Source organism: Paraburkholderia sp. BL21I4N1 (assembly GCF_002973525.1).
In the GTDB taxonomy this organism is placed as follows: Bacteria; Pseudomonadota; Gammaproteobacteria; order Burkholderiales; family Burkholderiaceae; genus Paraburkholderia.
Genome location: NZ_PVEN01000007.1, coordinates 30,138 through 45,393 on the forward strand (window position 1 = coordinate 30,138; position 15,256 = coordinate 45,393).

Annotated in this window: 9 protein-coding genes; 5 read left to right on the forward strand and 4 right to left on the reverse strand. The window is 64.6% G+C overall.

Annotated features, from left to right (window positions below; translation table 11 throughout):
* Nucleotides 1–14: 14 nt before the first annotated feature.
* From B0G83_RS19125 to B0G83_RS39175, 4 genes are all read right to left on the reverse strand, one after another.
* Nucleotides 15–668 carry an ABC transporter ATP-binding protein gene (locus tag B0G83_RS19125; protein WP_105508977.1) on the reverse strand — a complete coding sequence of 218 codons (654 nt, stop codon included), beginning with the start codon at nt 666–668 and terminating at the stop codon, nt 15–17.
* Nucleotides 665–1,456: an ABC transporter permease gene (locus tag B0G83_RS19130; RefSeq protein ID WP_105508978.1), complete on the reverse strand. Its 792-nt coding sequence runs from the start codon at nt 1,454–1,456 to the stop codon at nt 665–667. Before B0G83_RS19130 ends, B0G83_RS19125 begins: the two co-directional genes overlap by 4 nt.
* A 15-nt stretch (nt 1,457–1,471) precedes the next feature.
* Entirely contained in the window at nt 1,472–2,626 is a 1,155-nt protein-coding gene (locus B0G83_RS19135; protein WP_105509231.1) for a hypothetical protein, read from the reverse strand.
* 396 nt (nt 2,627–3,022) lie between these two features.
* Nucleotides 3,023–3,238, reverse strand: coding sequence for a hypothetical protein (locus tag B0G83_RS39175; protein ID WP_258168019.1), 216 nt, complete (start codon nt 3,236–3,238; stop codon nt 3,023–3,025).
* On the opposite strand from B0G83_RS39175, the gene B0G83_RS19140 reads away from it, so the two are divergent.
* Genes B0G83_RS19140 through B0G83_RS19160 form a run of 5 tightly spaced genes read left to right on the forward strand, consistent with a single transcriptional unit; the run spans nt 3,152 to nt 15,213 of the window.
* Nucleotides 3,152–4,300: a capsule biosynthesis protein gene (locus tag B0G83_RS19140; protein WP_258168013.1), complete on the forward strand. Its 1,149-nt coding sequence runs from the start codon at nt 3,152–3,154 to the stop codon at nt 4,298–4,300. The genes B0G83_RS39175 and B0G83_RS19140 overlap by 87 nt on opposite strands.
* The gene (locus B0G83_RS19145; protein WP_105508980.1) at nt 4,293–5,078 is read left to right on the forward strand and encodes an SDR family oxidoreductase; all 786 of its coding nucleotides are present in this window, start codon (nt 4,293–4,295) and stop codon (nt 5,076–5,078) included. Before B0G83_RS19140 ends, B0G83_RS19145 begins: the two co-directional genes overlap by 8 nt.
* Entirely contained in the window at nt 5,079–6,614 is a 1,536-nt protein-coding gene (locus B0G83_RS19150) for an LTA synthase family protein (RefSeq protein WP_105508981.1), read from the forward strand.
* A complete protein-coding gene (locus B0G83_RS19155; RefSeq protein ID WP_105508982.1) occupies nt 6,611–14,299 on the forward strand; it encodes a type I polyketide synthase in 7,689 nt (2,562 codons plus the stop codon). The genes B0G83_RS19150 and B0G83_RS19155 overlap by 4 nt, the downstream gene beginning before the upstream one ends.
* Nucleotides 14,299–15,213 (forward strand): UDP-3-O-acyl N-acetylglycosamine deacetylase, encoded by a 915-nt coding sequence (locus B0G83_RS19160; protein WP_105508983.1) that lies wholly within the window; start codon nt 14,299–14,301, stop codon nt 15,211–15,213. The genes B0G83_RS19155 and B0G83_RS19160 overlap by 1 nt, the downstream gene beginning before the upstream one ends.
* Nucleotides 15,214–15,256: the final 43 nt, after the last annotated feature.

The window sequence follows — 15,256 nt, forward strand, 5'->3', positions numbered from 1 at the left end:
GTTCAACCCCATCGCTAGCCCGCATTTTCCTGATAGAAAGTGTAGGCTTCTTCGATATTGTCGAACGTGTGAAGTTTGCCGCGCACCAGCACAGCAGCACTATCGCAGTGCTCGCGTATGTAACCCGCGTCATGACTGACAATGATCAGCGAGCGGTCGGTGCGTTTTTCGAAGAGTTCCTGATGGCACTTCGCGTGGAATCGGCTGTCACCCACCGCAATGATTTCGTCGATCAGAAAGCAGTCGAATTCGATAGCCATGGAGATCGCGAATGCCAGTCGTGCACGCATGCCTGCCGAGTAGGTTTTGACAGGCTCACGTAAGTAGTACCCAAGCTCGGAGAACTCCTGTACGAACGGCTCGGCGGCTTTAGCGTCGGCCCCGTACACTCTGCAGATGAAGCGCAGATTGTCCATCCCGGTCAGGCTGCCCTGAAACGCGCCACCGAATGCGAGCGGCCAGGACACGCTCATGTTGCGCAGAATCCGCCCGGAGGTCGGGAGTTCCGCGCCGCTAATCATGCGGATGAGGGTCGATTTGCCCGCGCCGTTGCGGCCGAGAATGCCGACGTTTTCCCCTTTTGCCACGCGCAAATTGACGTCGGCGAGCACGCGCTTGCGTCCTTGCCGCGTGTGGTAGTCCTTGCAAAGCTTTTGCAGTTCGATCATTCCGGCTCCACACGTTTGCTGGCGTCGGCGACCAGAAACAGTCCACAGAACAGAAGCGTGAGATCGGTAAAGATCATGTATTCAATGTTGTAGTGCGGTTTCACGAGCGAACCAAAGTATCCGCTGCGCAGCATTTCGACGCCGTGCACCATGGGCAGCAGCAGCGCCAGCTTTTGCACGCTTTCCGGAAGCCAGTTCACCATGAAGACGGCACCGGATAGCGGAAACATCAGATAAGCGATGGTGTGCCAAACCCGCTCGACTACTTCGCTACGCTCGCTGAGTGCGCCAATGGTGAGTCCGATGCCGGTTCCGAAAATGCACAGAAAAAGCCACCCGAAGATCATCAGCGAGATATTCGCCGGCGGCGCCATCATGCCGAGCGTGACAAAGAATACAGTCAGAAACAAAAAAGACAGCGACGCGCCGGTCACTTCGAGAATGATGCGTGACAGAAAAAGATCGATGACGCGAACATTGCGGTGATATAGCAAGCTCTGGTTCGGCATGATCGCCAGCGAACACCGGTTCGCGCAATTGCGCCATACGAGAACCGACGAATACCCGGTCACGGCAAACGCCGTGATGGGAAGATTCGATCCGTGCACCGATTTGGACGCGGTCCAGAGTGCCGTAATCCCGAGTGTGAACACCATGGGCTCAAAGAAGACCCAGAGAAATCCGATGTTGTGTCGTCCGTACCGGGTCAGGATCTCGCGCATCAGCAGCGCGCCAACCACTCGCAATTGGATTCTCATCGACCTGAAGAGCGGGGTATTGTGTTGCATGATGCCCCCGGGTCGTCAGTCGTGGTGTTCGCGAACGCCTGCGAGCAGCAGACTCAGGACGCCCCAAAGGAGCATGCCCAGCGCAAAGACTTCAAAAATCGACTTCAACCGTTTCGGTTCGATTGCTACGTCGGGCGTGTTCGGCTCTACCAGTCGTTCCAGGTACAGTTGCTTGCGTTGCGCTTCGGCGCGCGCGTTTTCTAGCGCGGACATGGCCGAGGCTAACTGCTTGTCGGCAAATTGCGAGTCGAGTTGCAAGCGCGCATACGCCGCAGCCTTATTCGAAAGGGAATTCTTTCCGCCGGTCACCCCTCCGGTTGCTCCTTGCACCTGCTTTTCGAGCGTGGCGATACTTGTCTTGAGGACTGGAATTTGCGGATTCTGAGGCGCAATGGACTGCAGTTGGATGAGTTGAGTTTGCGCGGCGAACAATTGCGTTTGCAGCGCGGTCACCTGCTGAAGTTGCAATGCGGATTGTTTGTCCGGATCGAATACCGTGTAAGAGTCACGGTAGGTGGCGAGCGCCGCCGCAGCGTCTTTCGCTTTGCCGGCGGCGATGTCGACCTGGCTCTGAGCGAACTGGACGGTGTCCGCAGCGGCTCGACTGTTCATTCGATTGACGAGGTGTTCGCTCATTTCCAGCAGTGTCTCGTTGATCTTCGCTGCGTCCTCCGCCGTGTAGCCGCGAATCTGAAGCGTAGTAATAGCTGACGTCGAATCGAAATCCACCGAAACGATGTGCTTGCCGTAGTACTTCCACAGCGCTTCGAAGCTGTCGTCCAGCTTGCGCGAAAAATGGCTCAGCACGTCGCCGTGATTGCCGTATGCGTCGGCAATATAGTCGCCCTGATTGAGTTCTTTAAGCGCGTCTCGCGATTGAATATAGTCAATCACGGGATAGGTATCGTCCTGCGCACGCGAAAACCCTGTACCTTGCAGCAGCGCCCCCACCACACTCGTCTGATTCTGCCGTTGCGCACTGCGCACCACAAACCGCGACTCCGAGACATAAATGTCCGAAGCAATCAGCCCGAAATACACAATGGCAATCGTGGTCGGTACGACGACCGTCAGCGCAAAAATGCGATTGACGCCCTTGATACGTTCGACCAGCCCTTTCTTTTTCCCCGAAGGCGGCAGCGCCCCGTTGTTGCTAGATACTGTTTCCAACGTCTTATCCAAACTGAATAGTTCTTCCAATCCCCTTGCCGCCTGAAAAGTGTGGCAAAGAGAAGGGCGGGAGCGCCCGCAAAAGATCTGCAACTCCATACGAGCGCAAACGTTTTGCACGAGCCAATGCGAATCCTTACGCGATGTTTTTTCGTGCTTGCAAACGCGCGACATGCGCGCAAAGCATTACACGAAACATCAATAACGTATGCCTTCTCGACAGAGCAAGGGCGGCCGATTATAGCCATGCGCTATGCCTCGCGCTATCCCGCCTTCTTATCCTTCCAACAAATTTCCTGATTTTTCTTACCCTTCCTTATGTTTTATGCCGTAATGATGTATTCTCCGAAGCTTGCTTAAGACCGGCAAGCCACTATTCAAACGATTCCGAGGTTTTCAGGGGAAAGTCGCGTCGGTATGACGTTCTTTTGCTCTCGCGCTCGGGCCGCTTTTCGACGTACTGACATGCACCGTTCCTTTCTCGCCCTGCAAGGCACGGCTTCTCCGTTCTTTAGCCGACTTGCGATTGCATTGCGCGAGCGCGGCCATGCGGTCCGAAGAGTTAATTTTTGCGGCGGCGATCTGGTGTACGCCGGAAATGGCGATGCTCAAAATTTCAGCGGCCAGCTCAGCGAGTTAGGCGACTGGTATGCCAATCAAGTGAAACGCAACAGCGTTACCGACGTTTTAATGTTCGGTGACTGCCGCGACATTCACCGTCAAATGCATCCCATTGCACAAGCCAACGGGTTGCGCGTCCACGTTTTCGAAGAAGGTTATGTCCGCCCGCATTGGCTGACGCTGGAAAAGCATGGCGTCAACGGCCGTTCGCCATTGCCGCGCGACCCCGCCTGGTATCTTGATCAGCGCCGAGTCACGCCGCCCGGTCCGCCCGGCCAGCCGACCGGCTATAACCTCTACGAACGCGCATTCCACGACATCCGCTACCGCGGCGCGAATACGCTATTCGCTACGCGCTTTCCGCATTACCGCAGCCATCGTCCGAGAAACGGGTTCTTCGAGTACTCCGGACTGGCCGTTCGCGCATTGCGGCAACGCCAGCATCATCGTGATTCCGACAAGGTCACACGCGAGTTGCTGGAAGCCGGCCACGCGTACTACATCTTCCCGCTGCAATTGAATTCGGACGCGCAGATAGTCGTCCATTCGCCGTTCGACAGCGTGCGCGAGGCGATCGTCAAAGTACTGACTTCGTTCGCGCGTCACGCGCCGGCCGACAGTTGGCTCATCATCAAGAACCATCCGCTCGACACCGGCCTGATCGACTATCGTCGTCATGCCGAGCAACTCGCGCGTGAACTGGGCATGGCCGAGCGTCTGCGTTTCATCGATGCCGGCCATCTGCCGACGCTGCTCGATCACGCACGCGGCGCCGTCGTGGTGAACAGCACGGTCGGTTTGTCGGCGCTGCATCACCGTCGGCCGCTGATCGCGTTGGGCACCGCCATCTACGGCATGCCGGGTCTCACGTGGCAGGGCTCGCTGGGCGACTTCTGGCGGCACGCCGAAGCGCCCGACATGCACCTGTACCAGGCATTTCTTGACTACGTGGTGCACCACACCCAGATCAACGGCGACTTCTACACGCGCAGCGGCATCGCGATGGCGACGGCCGGTGCGGTGCGGCGACTCGAGGCGGCCTCGCATGCGTAACACCGCGCCACGCCACATTGTCATTACCGGCGCGAGCGCGGGGCTCGGCCGCGCGCTTGCGCACGCGTATGCGGAGCCCGGTGTGGTGCTCGGTCTGATCGGCCGCGACGCGGAACGTCTCGACGCGGTAGCGCGAACATGCCGCGCGCAGGGCGCGCAAGTCGACGCCGGTCGGCTCGATGTGCGCGATGGCGCGGCGATGCAAACCTGGCTCGACCAGTTCGACGACCGTCATCCGATCGATCTGCTGATCGCCAACGCCGGCGCGGCCAGCACGCTCGCATCCGCGCAGGACTGGGAAGGGCTGGCGCGCACGGCGGCGATCGTCGACACCAATTTTTACGGCGCGATCCACGCGGCGCTGCCGGTTATTGCCCGCATGCGTCCGCGCAAAAGCGGCCAGGTCGCGCTCATCAGTTCGATCGCCGCGCTGCGCGGCATGGCGATTTCCCCCGCTTATTGCGCCAGCAAATCGGCAATCAAAGCGTATGGCGACTCCGTCCGTCCGATCCTCGCGCGCGACGGCGTGCGTATGTCGATCGTCTTGCCGGGCTTCGTGAAGACCGCGATGAGCGACGTCTTCCCCGGCGACAAACCGTTCCTCTGGTCGGCGGAGAAAGCCGCGAAGCACATTCAGCGCAAATTGCAACGCGGCCGCGCCGAAATAGCATTCCCGGGTCTGCTGGCGTTCGGCATGCGTCTTCTGCCGTTGCTGCCCGCAGTCGTGGCCGACGCGATTCTCGGCGGTCTGTCGTACCTGCCACGCGAGGAGCGCTGATTGCAAGCAACGCTCGCGCTCAACCTCATCGCTGCCGCCGCGCTCGCGCTTCTGCCCGAAGCGATCGCGTTGCCGCGCGCGTCGTTGCGTCGTTCGCCCGTGTCGTTCGCGTTGCATTTCGTTGCTATTGCGTCGATTTATTCGTTCGTGCTGCTGGTCACCGGCCGCGTGCATTTCTCGGCGTTCGTCGCGATTGCGCTGGTGGCGTTGCTGGCCGGTGTGAGCAATGCGAAATACGCGTCGCTGCAGGAGCCGTTCGTTTTTACGGATCTGAGTCTGTTCAGCCAGTTGTTCGCGCATCCCAGGCTCTATCTGCCGTTTCTCAGCGTGGCCACGGTGGCGGCGATCGTGATCGGCGTTGCGGTGGTGATCGTGGGCTTCGTCGCGGAGACGCCGCTCACACAACGGCCGGTCGGCGCGCTCGCGTTGCTGGCCTGTGCGAGCCTCGCCGTGGCCTATCCGTGCGCCGCGCGCTTGCCGCTCACGCTGAACCCGGTCGACGACCAGAAGCGCCACGGTTTCTTCGCGGTGTTCGTCTCGTATCTGCTGAACGGCATGCAGCCTGCCACCGCGCGTCGCTTGCAGGACGCGTTGGCCGCGGGTACGTTCGCGAGCGGCGCGCCGCAATCGGCACCCGACGTGATCCTGATTCAGAGCGAGTCGTTCTTCGACGCGCGCCGTCTGGCGCCGTCGATCGATCGCGCGATCCTGAAGCACTTCGACCGCGCGCGTCGCGAGTCGGTCCAGCATGGCGATCTGACGGTGCCCGCGTGGGGCGCCAATACCATGCGCACGGAGTTCGCGGTGCTGACCGGCGTCGATCAGCAGCAACTGGGCTACGCGCGTTTCTATCCGTACGCATTCGTGCGCCGCGCCTGTGCGTCGCTGGCTTCGTGGTTCAAGCGCGGCGGTTATAAAACGCTGGCGATTCACCCGTACTACGCGGATTTCTTCGGCCGCGAGCGGGCTTTCAAACATTTGCAGATCGACCGTTTTATCGACATCAAGGCGTTCGCCGACGCGCCGCGTTCGGGTCCCTATGTGTCGGACATGGCGGTCGCTGAATCGATCGTCGCCGCGCTCGACGAGCCGCGCAACCAGCCCGCCTTCATCTTTTCGATGACGATGGAGAACCACGGCCCGCTGCATCTGGAGCGGGTCGAAGCCGGCGAGGGCGCGGTCTTCCACGCCTTGGGCGACGATCCGCGCTGGCGCGATCTGACGGCTTATCTGCGCCACCTCGGCAACGCCGACGCAATGCTCGGCCACCTGCTCGCCGCATTACGCGCGCGGCGGCGCGAGACGGTGCTGTGTTTTTACGGCGATCACGTGCCGGCGTTGCCGCACGTGTTCGTCGATCTCGGGTACGAACCGTCCCGCAGCGATTACTTCATCTGGCGCAATTACGGCGACGCGCCCGCTATCCGGAAAGATTTGTGCGCCGAGCAGCTCGGGCCCGCCCTCGTTCGATCGCTCGAACCGGTCAGGCCTCGTGGCAAGCCGGCGCGCACGCTGTACCCAACAACTGAACAATGACGAAACAGATTGCAATTGTGGGGATGGCTTGCCGTTTCCCCGGCCATGTAGAGAGCCCTGACGACTTCTGGGCGCTGCTGCGCGACGAAAAAGACGCGGTCACCGAAGTGCCGGCCGACCGCTTCGGCACGGAGTTTTATCAGCATCCGGCGAAGCGTGAAGCGGGCAAGAGCTATACGTTCTCGGCCGGCGTGCTCGACGACGTCGCCGGTTTCGACGCCGCGTTCTTCGGCATCTCTCCGCGCGAAGCGCAGCAGATGGATCCGCAGCAGCGGCTGCTGCTCGAACTCGCGTGGGAAACCTTCGAGGACGCGGGCGTGCGTCCGCGCGACATGGAAGGGAAGAACTGCGCGGTGTACATCGGCGTGGCGAGTCCGGACTACGGCAATCGTTTCGTCGACGACCTGAACGCGGTCGATCCGTATTCGGCGACCGGCAACACGCTCAGCATTGCGTCGAACCGTCTGTCGTATCTGTTCGATCTGCGCGGGCCGAGCGTGTCCGTGGATACGGCATGCTCGTCGTCGCTGGTGGCCTTGCACCAGGCGTGTCAGGCGTTGCAGTCGGGCGACGCCGAGATGGCGCTCGCCGGCGGTGTGAATCTGCTGCTGCATCCGTTCGGTTTCGTGACGTTCTCGAAGGCCTCGATGCTGTCGCCGCGCGGTCGTTGCCGCGCGTTCGACGCGACCGGCGACGGCTACGTGCGCTCGGAAGGCGGCGCGCTGGTGATGCTCAAAACGCTCGACCGCGCGCTGGCCGACGGCGACACGATTCACGCGGTGATCGCCGGTTCGGGCGTCAACTCGGACGGCTACTCGCAAGGCGGCATCAGCGTGCCGGGTGCGGCGACCCAGGCCGCGCTGCTGCGCACGGTGTACGACCGCGCGGGCGTCGATCCGCGCTCGCTCGCGTACGTCGAGGCACACGGCACGGGCACGGCGGTCGGCGATCCGATCGAAGCGCGCGCGCTGATGGAAGTGGCGTCGGCGGGGCGTGAGCTCGACCGTCCGCTGTTGATCGGTTCGGTGAAGACCAACGTGGGCCACCTGGAAACCGCGTCGGGCATGGCCGGTCTGATGAAGGCGATCCTGTGCCTGAAACATCGCGCGGTGCCGAAGACGCTGCATTTCGAAACACCCAATCCGGCGATCGATTTTGTCGGCGGTCGTCTGCGGGTGGTGGATCGTCTGACGCCGCTCGGCGGCGATGGGCAGCCGCTCGTGATCGGCGTCAACTCGTTCGGCTTTGGCGGGACGAACGCGCACGTGGTGCTGAAAGAAGCGCCGGCTGCTGTTGCCACGATGCAAGCGGCGGGTGGCCACCATAAAGACAACGACATCGCGCCGTTGCCGCTGATCCTGTCGACGCGTTCGGCCGCTGCCTTGCCGGCACTGGGTGAGCGCTATCTGGCCGCGCTCGAAAACGGCACGTCGTGGAACGCGCTCGCGTCGAACGCGGCGCATCGTCGGCAGTGGCTGAAGTATCGCGCGGTTATCGCGCCGGCAACAGCGGACGAAGCACGCGCGGCGCTCGGCGCACTGATCGCGCCGACGCCGGATCCCATCACGACCGCGCTCGTACAAGGCGACACACCGGGCGACGACACACGTCTCGCACTCGTGTTCTCCGGCAACGGTTCGCAGTGGGCCGGCATGGGCAAGCAGTTGCTCGAACAGGAGCCCGTATTCAGCGCCGCGCTCGACGAGCTCGATGCATTGTGGCGCGCCGACGGCAGCCCGTCGCTGGTCGCGGCATTGCGCGAAGGCGTGAGCGCCACGCTGCTGGAAGCCACCGAACACGCGCAGCCGTTGCTGTTCGCGCTGCAGGTCGGCGTGGTGCGCGTGATCGAAGCGCGCGGCGTCGGCTTCGACGTGTGCCTCGGCCACAGCGTCGGCGAAGTCGCCGCCGCATGGGCCTCGGGCGCGCTGACGCTGGCGCAGGCCGTCCACGTAATCAAGATCCGCAGTCGCGCTCAAGCCGCCACGCGCGGCGCGGGTCGCATGGCCGCCGCCGGTCTCGGCGAAACGGCAATCCGCGCGCTGCTCGCGCAACTCGGCGTCGCCGCCGATGTGGAAGTGGCGGGCGTCAACAGCCCGCAAGCGGTGACGCTGGCCGGTCCGTTCGACGCATTGCAACAGGTCGAAGCGGCGGTGAAGGAAAGCGGCCGCTTTTTCCAGATGCTGGATCTCGACTACGCGTTCCATAGCCGCCAGATGAATCCGATCGAGGCGGGCGTACTGCAAGGTCTCGCCGATCTGAAGCCGGGCGCGGCGACGCGCCGTTTCGTTTCGACCGTGACGGGCACCGAACTCGCCGGCACGGAGCTCGATGCGCATTACTGGTGGCGCAATATCCGCGAGCCGGTGCGTTTCGGCGACGCCATTGCACAGGTCGCGCAAACGGGCGTGCGCCTGTTCCTCGAGGTCGGCCCGCATTCGATCCTGCGCACCTATGTGACGCAAACGCTCGACGACGTCCGTGTCAGCGGCCGCTCGCTGGCCACGCTCAAGCGCCACCACGACAGCGCGCGGATGCTGCAGCAGGCGATCCATGCGGCGATCGCGAACGGCGCGCGGGTCGACGCGCAACGCTTCGCGCCGGCCGCCACGCGCGTGACGCTACCGTCGTATCCATGGCAGCACGAACGCTACTGGCTCGGCCCGACCGCCGAAGCCTACAACCTGGTCAACCGGCGCCGCGAACATCCGCTGCTCGGCTACCGTCTGCATGAACATGCGCTCGCCTGGGAAAACCAGCTCGATCCAGCCGGTTTGCCGATGCTCGCCGATCATGTGGTCGACGGCGGTGTGGCGTTCCCGGGAGCGGGCTACGTCGAGATGGCGCTGGCCGCCGCGCGCGTGCATTTCGGCACCGCGAGCTGCGCGGTGGAGAACCTCGAGATCCGTCTGCCGGTGGTGTTCCAGCCGCAGCATTCCAAGCTGTTCCGTTTCACCGTCGACGTTCGCACGGCGAGCTTCACGATCGAAACGCGCGACCGCATGTCCGACGAAGCGTGGTCGCTCAATGTCACCGGTCGTCTGCTCGCGAGCGGTTGCGCGCTGAGCGACGCCGCCGCGGCGAGCCGCTTGCCGCTCGCCATGCTGACCGGTCTGTTCGCCCAGCCGGCCATGTCCGGCGCTACGCTGTACGACAACACCACGGCGATCGGCCTGACATACGGCCCGGCGTTCCAGTGGGTCCGCTCGGTGCATGTCGATGCCGATGCCGACATCGCGCTCGCGGAACTGGGCGTGCCCGCCGTGCTCGCGCAATCGCCGGCCGATCTCGACGCTTATGCGCTGCATCCGGCTTTGATGGATAGCGGTTTTCATCCGCTGTTCGCGTTGCTCGCGGCGGGGGATCGGAGCGGTCTCGACCATGCGGCGTATGTGCCGGTGCAACTCGGCCGCATCGATTATCTGCGCGGCGACGCGTTCCGCTATGTGCTCGCGCGGATCGAGCGGCGCAGCCCGCATTCCGTGGTGGCGTCGTTCGAATTCGCCGATGCGCAAGGCGCGATCGTCGCGCGGCTGGGAGGCTGCCGGTTCCGTCGCGTCGATCTGAAGGGCCGCCGTCAGCAGGCGCCCGCACGCTATACCTATATTGTCGAAGCCAAACCGCTCGCCGCCGATGCCGACGCGCACACGCTGCCTGAACCGGCCGCGCTGCTCGTCGATGCCGCCGCCGCGCTGGCCGCCCGCGAAGATCAGGCGCGCCGCCATGCGCATCTGACCGAAATGCTGCCGTTGCTCGACGTACTGGCCGGCGCGTACGCGCTGCAGGCGCTCGATGCGCTGAAGGTGTTCGAGCACGCGGCGCTGCCGGATTGCGCGCATCCCACCTTGCTCGCACGCCTCGCGCAGATCGCCGTGGAAGACGGTCTCGCGACGCGCGATGGCGCCCGTCTCGTGCGCGACGACGCGGCCTGCGCGAACCTGCCGGGCATCGACGAACTGTGGCGCGAGCTGCTCGCGCAATCGCCCGCGCACGTGGCCGAATTGACGCTGCTCGCGCATTGCGGCGCGGCGCTGCCGGCCGTGTTGCGGGGCGACGTCAGTGGCGCGCGGATTCTGCCGCCGTCGCGCAGCAGTCTGGTCGAGCATTTCTTCGAAGCCTCGCCGACGTGGACCCACGTCAACGCATTGGCAGGCGAGTGTCTGCATCGCGCGATCGAAGGCTGGAGCGAGCCGCGCCGTTTGCGTGTGCTCGAACTGGATGCGCCGTCGAGCGACGTGCTGCAGCCGCTGGCGATTCACGTGCCGGCGTCGCGCTGCGATTACACGATCGCGGGCACGCATGAACAATTGAGCGGCTTCGACGCGAGCGCGCATCCGTCGGTGCATATCGCCACCATCGAGTTCGGCGAGACGCCGCGTCTGTCTGGCATCGAGGCGGGCGAGCGCTACGACCTGGTCGTCGCGAGCCATGTGCTGGCGGCGCAGACCGAGCCGCGCGCGTTGCTCGCCGCGCTGCGCGGCTGGCTGGCGCCGGGTGCGCTGGTGGTCGTCACCGAGCCGCGCAACAGCCGCTTCGCCGACATCGTGTTCGATCTCGACGCAGAGGCCGCGCACGCGAACGCGCGCCGTGCGGCATGGTTGTCGCCGCAAGCGCTGACGAAGCAGCTCGAAGCGGCCGGCTTCGAACAGGTCACGCGACATGCCGAACAGGATATTGATCTGGAAGGCGCACCGACGCTGATCGTGGCGCGCGAACCGCGGGCCGCGTCGCGCGCCGCCGATGCCGGCGATGTGGAAAACCAGGCGGTGCGGACTCAGCCCCCGCATTGGTCCTTGCTGTACGCAGCAGAACACACTGACAACGACACGCTGGCCACAGCACTGCAAGTTGCTGGCCACTCTACGTCGACGACGACGCTGCTTACGTTGCGTCGCGACATGAGCAAACTGGCCGCACCCGCCGGGCACGTTCATCACGTGGTGTTCATAGCACCCGATCACAGTCTGCCCGCCAACGCGGACGGCGCCGACGTGATGCTCGCGCAGCAACACACCACGCTCGCGCTCGCCCAACTGGTACGCGATCTCACGACGGTCGCCGGCATCACGCAGCCGCAACTGTGGATCGTCACGCGCGGCGGCGCACCGCTTGCGGCGCCGTTCGCGGAGGCCGCCACGCTGCGTCCCGAGCAGGCGGCAATCTGGGGTTTGGGCCGCGTGCTGGCCAACGAGCATCCGGAACTCTCGTCGCGTCTGATCGACGTTCATGCCGGGTGCCGCGCCGCGGGCGCGCTGCTGGCGCGTGAACTGCTCGGCTCGGATGGTGAAGAAGAAGTGCTGCTGACGCCGCATGGCCGCTACGTGCCGCGTATGTTGCCGGCCGCGAGCGCCGCCTTGCGCGACAAGGACGCCACACCGTTGCGCGCGCGGAACGAAGCCGCGGTGCTGGGCTTCGCGTCGCCGGGTTCGCTGCGCAACCTCGAATGGTTCGGTTTGCCGCCGCGCGAACTCGCGCCGGACGAAGTCGAAATCGAACCGGTCGCGACCGGCCTGAATTTCCGCGACGTGATGTATGCCATGGGCCTGTTGTCCGACGAAGCGGTCGAAAACGGCTTCGCGGGCGCCACGATCGGTATGGAACTATCCGGTCGCGTGGCGCGCGTGGGACGCGACGTCGCGCGTTTCGCGCCGGGCGACGCGGTGCTGGGTTTCGCGCCCGCGTCGTTCGCGAGCCATGTGTGGACCAAGGCCGAAGCGATCGCGCACAAACCCGCGCGTCTCACGTTCGAAGAAGCCGCCACGGTGCCGACCACCTTCTTCACCGCGTACTACGCGCTGTGCGAGCTGGCGCGTCTGCGTCGCGGCGAGCGCGTGCTGGTGCATGGCGCGGCGGGCGGCGTGGGGATCGCGGCAATACAACTGGCGCGCCATCTCGGCGCGGAAGTGTTCGCGACGGCGGGCAGCCGCGAGAAGCGCGAATTCGTGCGCCTGCTCGGTGCCGATCACGTATTCGATTCGCGCAGCCTCGCGTTCGCCGATGAAATCCGCGAACGCACGCAAGGCGCCGGCATCGACATCGTGCTGAATTCGCTGGCGGGTGAGGCGATGGTGCGCAGCATCGATACGCTGCGTCCGTTTGGCCGTTTTCTCGAACTCGGCAAGCGCGATTTCTATGAAAACAGCCGGATCGGGCTGCGTCCGTTCCGTAACAACATCAGCTATTTCGGCATCGACGCGGATCAATTGATGAGCGCGTTGCCCGGCCTCACCGCGCGTCTGTTCGACGACGTCATGCAGCTGTTCGCCGATGGCGTGCTGCATCCGCTGCCGTATCGCGCGTTTCCGGCCGAACGGGTCGAGGAAGCGTTCCGGCATATGCAGCAGGCGCGGCAGATCGGCAAGATTCTCGTCACCTATCCGGCCGGCACGCCGAACCCGGCGCGCGCGAGCTCGGCGGCGGCGACGCTGCGACTCGATCCGGCGGCGGCGTATCTGATCGTCGGCGGCACGGGCGGTCTCGGCTTCGCCACCGCGCGCTGGATGATGTCGCGTGGCGCGCGTCATCTGACGCTCGCGAGCCGTTCCGGCACGCTGACGCCGGAGTTCGCCGAGGAAGCCGCGCGCTGGCACAACGAAAACGGCACCCAGGTCCATGCGGCCGCGTGCGACGTCACCGACGCCGCCGCGCTCGGCCTGCTGCTCGCCGACATCGGCAAGCGCGGCACGCCGCTCAAAGGCGTACTGCATTCGGCGATGGTGATCGACGACGGCCTCGTGCGCAATCTCGACGACGCGCGTTTCGCCGCGGTGCTTGCACCGAAGCTGGCGGGTGCCTGGAATCTGCACCAGGCCACGCGCGACGCGGCGCTCGATTTCTTCGTGGTCTATTCGTCGGCGACGACGTTCCTCGGCAATCCGGGGCAGTCGAGCTACGTGGCGGCCAACAGCTTCCTCGAGGCGCTGGTCGTGCAGCGTCGCGCGGCCGGTTTGGCGGGCACGTACATGGCCTGGGGGCCGCTCGACGACGTCGGCTTCCTCGCCCGCAATGCGGAGACGCGCGAGGCGTTGCAGGCGCGCATTGGCGGTCTGTCGATCACCTCGACGGAAGCGCTGCACGCGCTCGAACGCGCGCTGGTCGACGTCAACGCGGGCGAAGCCGTGGTGCGGCTCGACTGGCAGGCGCTGTCGCTCGGCATGCCGGCGGCGCGCGCGCGCCGCTACACCGAATTGCATGCGCGCGGCAGTCACGAACCGGCGCGCCAGGGCGGCGCGCGGATGCGCGATCAGATCGCCGGGCTGCCGTTCGCGGAGGCGCTGCATCTGGCCGAGGAAACCTTGCAGGCGCAGATTGCACGCATCCTGCACATGTCGCCGGAGAAAATCGAAACCGGCCGCTCGATCCTCGACATGGGGATGGATTCGCTGATGGGCATGGAACTGGGCATGGCCGTGGAAGAGAGCTTCCAGGTGAAGCTTTCCATCATGACGATGGCCGAAGGCGCGACCGTGCATTCGCTCGCGCAACGTATCGTGGAGTCGATCCAGACGCAGGACGAGGCGGCGGACAGCGGCGTCGCGGCGCAGGTGGCGGCGGTCGCCGCGCAACATGCACTGGATGTCGGCGCGCATGCGCTGGCCGACGTCGCGGACGCCATGTCGGCGCAAGCCGGCGCGTTGTCGACATCCGCCTCGTCCGCGGCCTCCGACGTCACGACGGAGCTCGTCTGATGCGCGCGCCGGCCGGCTGGAGCGATCGCGAAGGCACACTCGCACGCGAACTCACGTTGAGCGGTCACGGTTTGCATACCGGACGCCGCGTGAACGTGCGGATCCTGCCGGGCGACGCCGACAGTCCGCGCGGCATCGTGTTCCGGCGCGTGCAACGAGGCCGCCCGCTCGCGGAACTGCCGGTGAGTCCGTCGTTACGGCGCGGCCAGCCGCTTTGCACGATGCTCGAATCGAGCGACGGCGTGCGGGTGCGCACGGTCGAGCATCTGCTCGCGTCGCTGCTCACCTGCGAGATCGATCGCGCGACGGTCGAACTGGATGCCGAAGAAGTGCCCATTCTCGACGGCAGCGCACAGCCGTGGATCGACGCGATCCGCGCGTGCGGCCGGATTGGCTTGCCGCATGCCAAGCGCTTCATTCGCGTGCTGCGTCCGGTGAGGATCGCGGACGGCGCGGGTACGCGCGACGAACGCAGCATCTCGATCGAACCGTCGGCGGCCTATGAAATGACGGTGCGCAACGATCTGAAGGGCTTCGGCGAACTGCGCTGGGACGGCGCGCTGACGCCCGCGAGTTTCGCCGAACAGATCGCCCCGTCGCGTTCGTATGGCCGCGTCAAATGGGCGATTCCCGCGATTCTCGCCGGCTACTTGCGCGGCATGCCGATTCTGCGCGGCGCGCGTCTGTCGTGCACCGCGGCGATTGTCGGCAACCGCGTGGTGGGCGGCATGCGCGTGCCCGACGAATTCGTGCGGCACCGCGTGCTCGATCTGGTCGGCGACATGGCGATGGCGGGCGCGCCGTTGCTTGGTCGCGTGAACGCGCTGCGGCCGAGTCACGAGATGAACTACCTGCTGGTTGCGGAACTGCTCGCCACGCCGGATGCGTGGGAGTGGGCCGAATTCACGGCTTGAATATCGCCAGCAGGCTGGCGGGTTATGAGGTTATCGGAACACT

Coding starts and splice junctions, on each gene's coding strand:
- B0G83_RS19125 (WP_105508977.1), bottom strand. CDS start 668: ATGATCGAACTGCAAAAGCTTTGCAAGGACTACCACACGCGGCAAGGA.
- B0G83_RS19130 (WP_105508978.1), bottom strand. CDS start 1,456: ATGCAACACAATACCCCGCTCTTCAGGTCGATGAGAATCCAATTGCGA.
- B0G83_RS19145 (WP_105508980.1), top strand. CDS start 4,293: ATGCGTAACACCGCGCCACGCCACATTGTCATTACCGGCGCGAGCGCG.
- B0G83_RS19155 (WP_105508982.1), top strand. CDS start 6,611: ATGACGAAACAGATTGCAATTGTGGGGATGGCTTGCCGTTTCCCCGGC.
- B0G83_RS19160 (WP_105508983.1), top strand. CDS start 14,299: ATGCGCGCGCCGGCCGGCTGGAGCGATCGCGAAGGCACACTCGCACGC.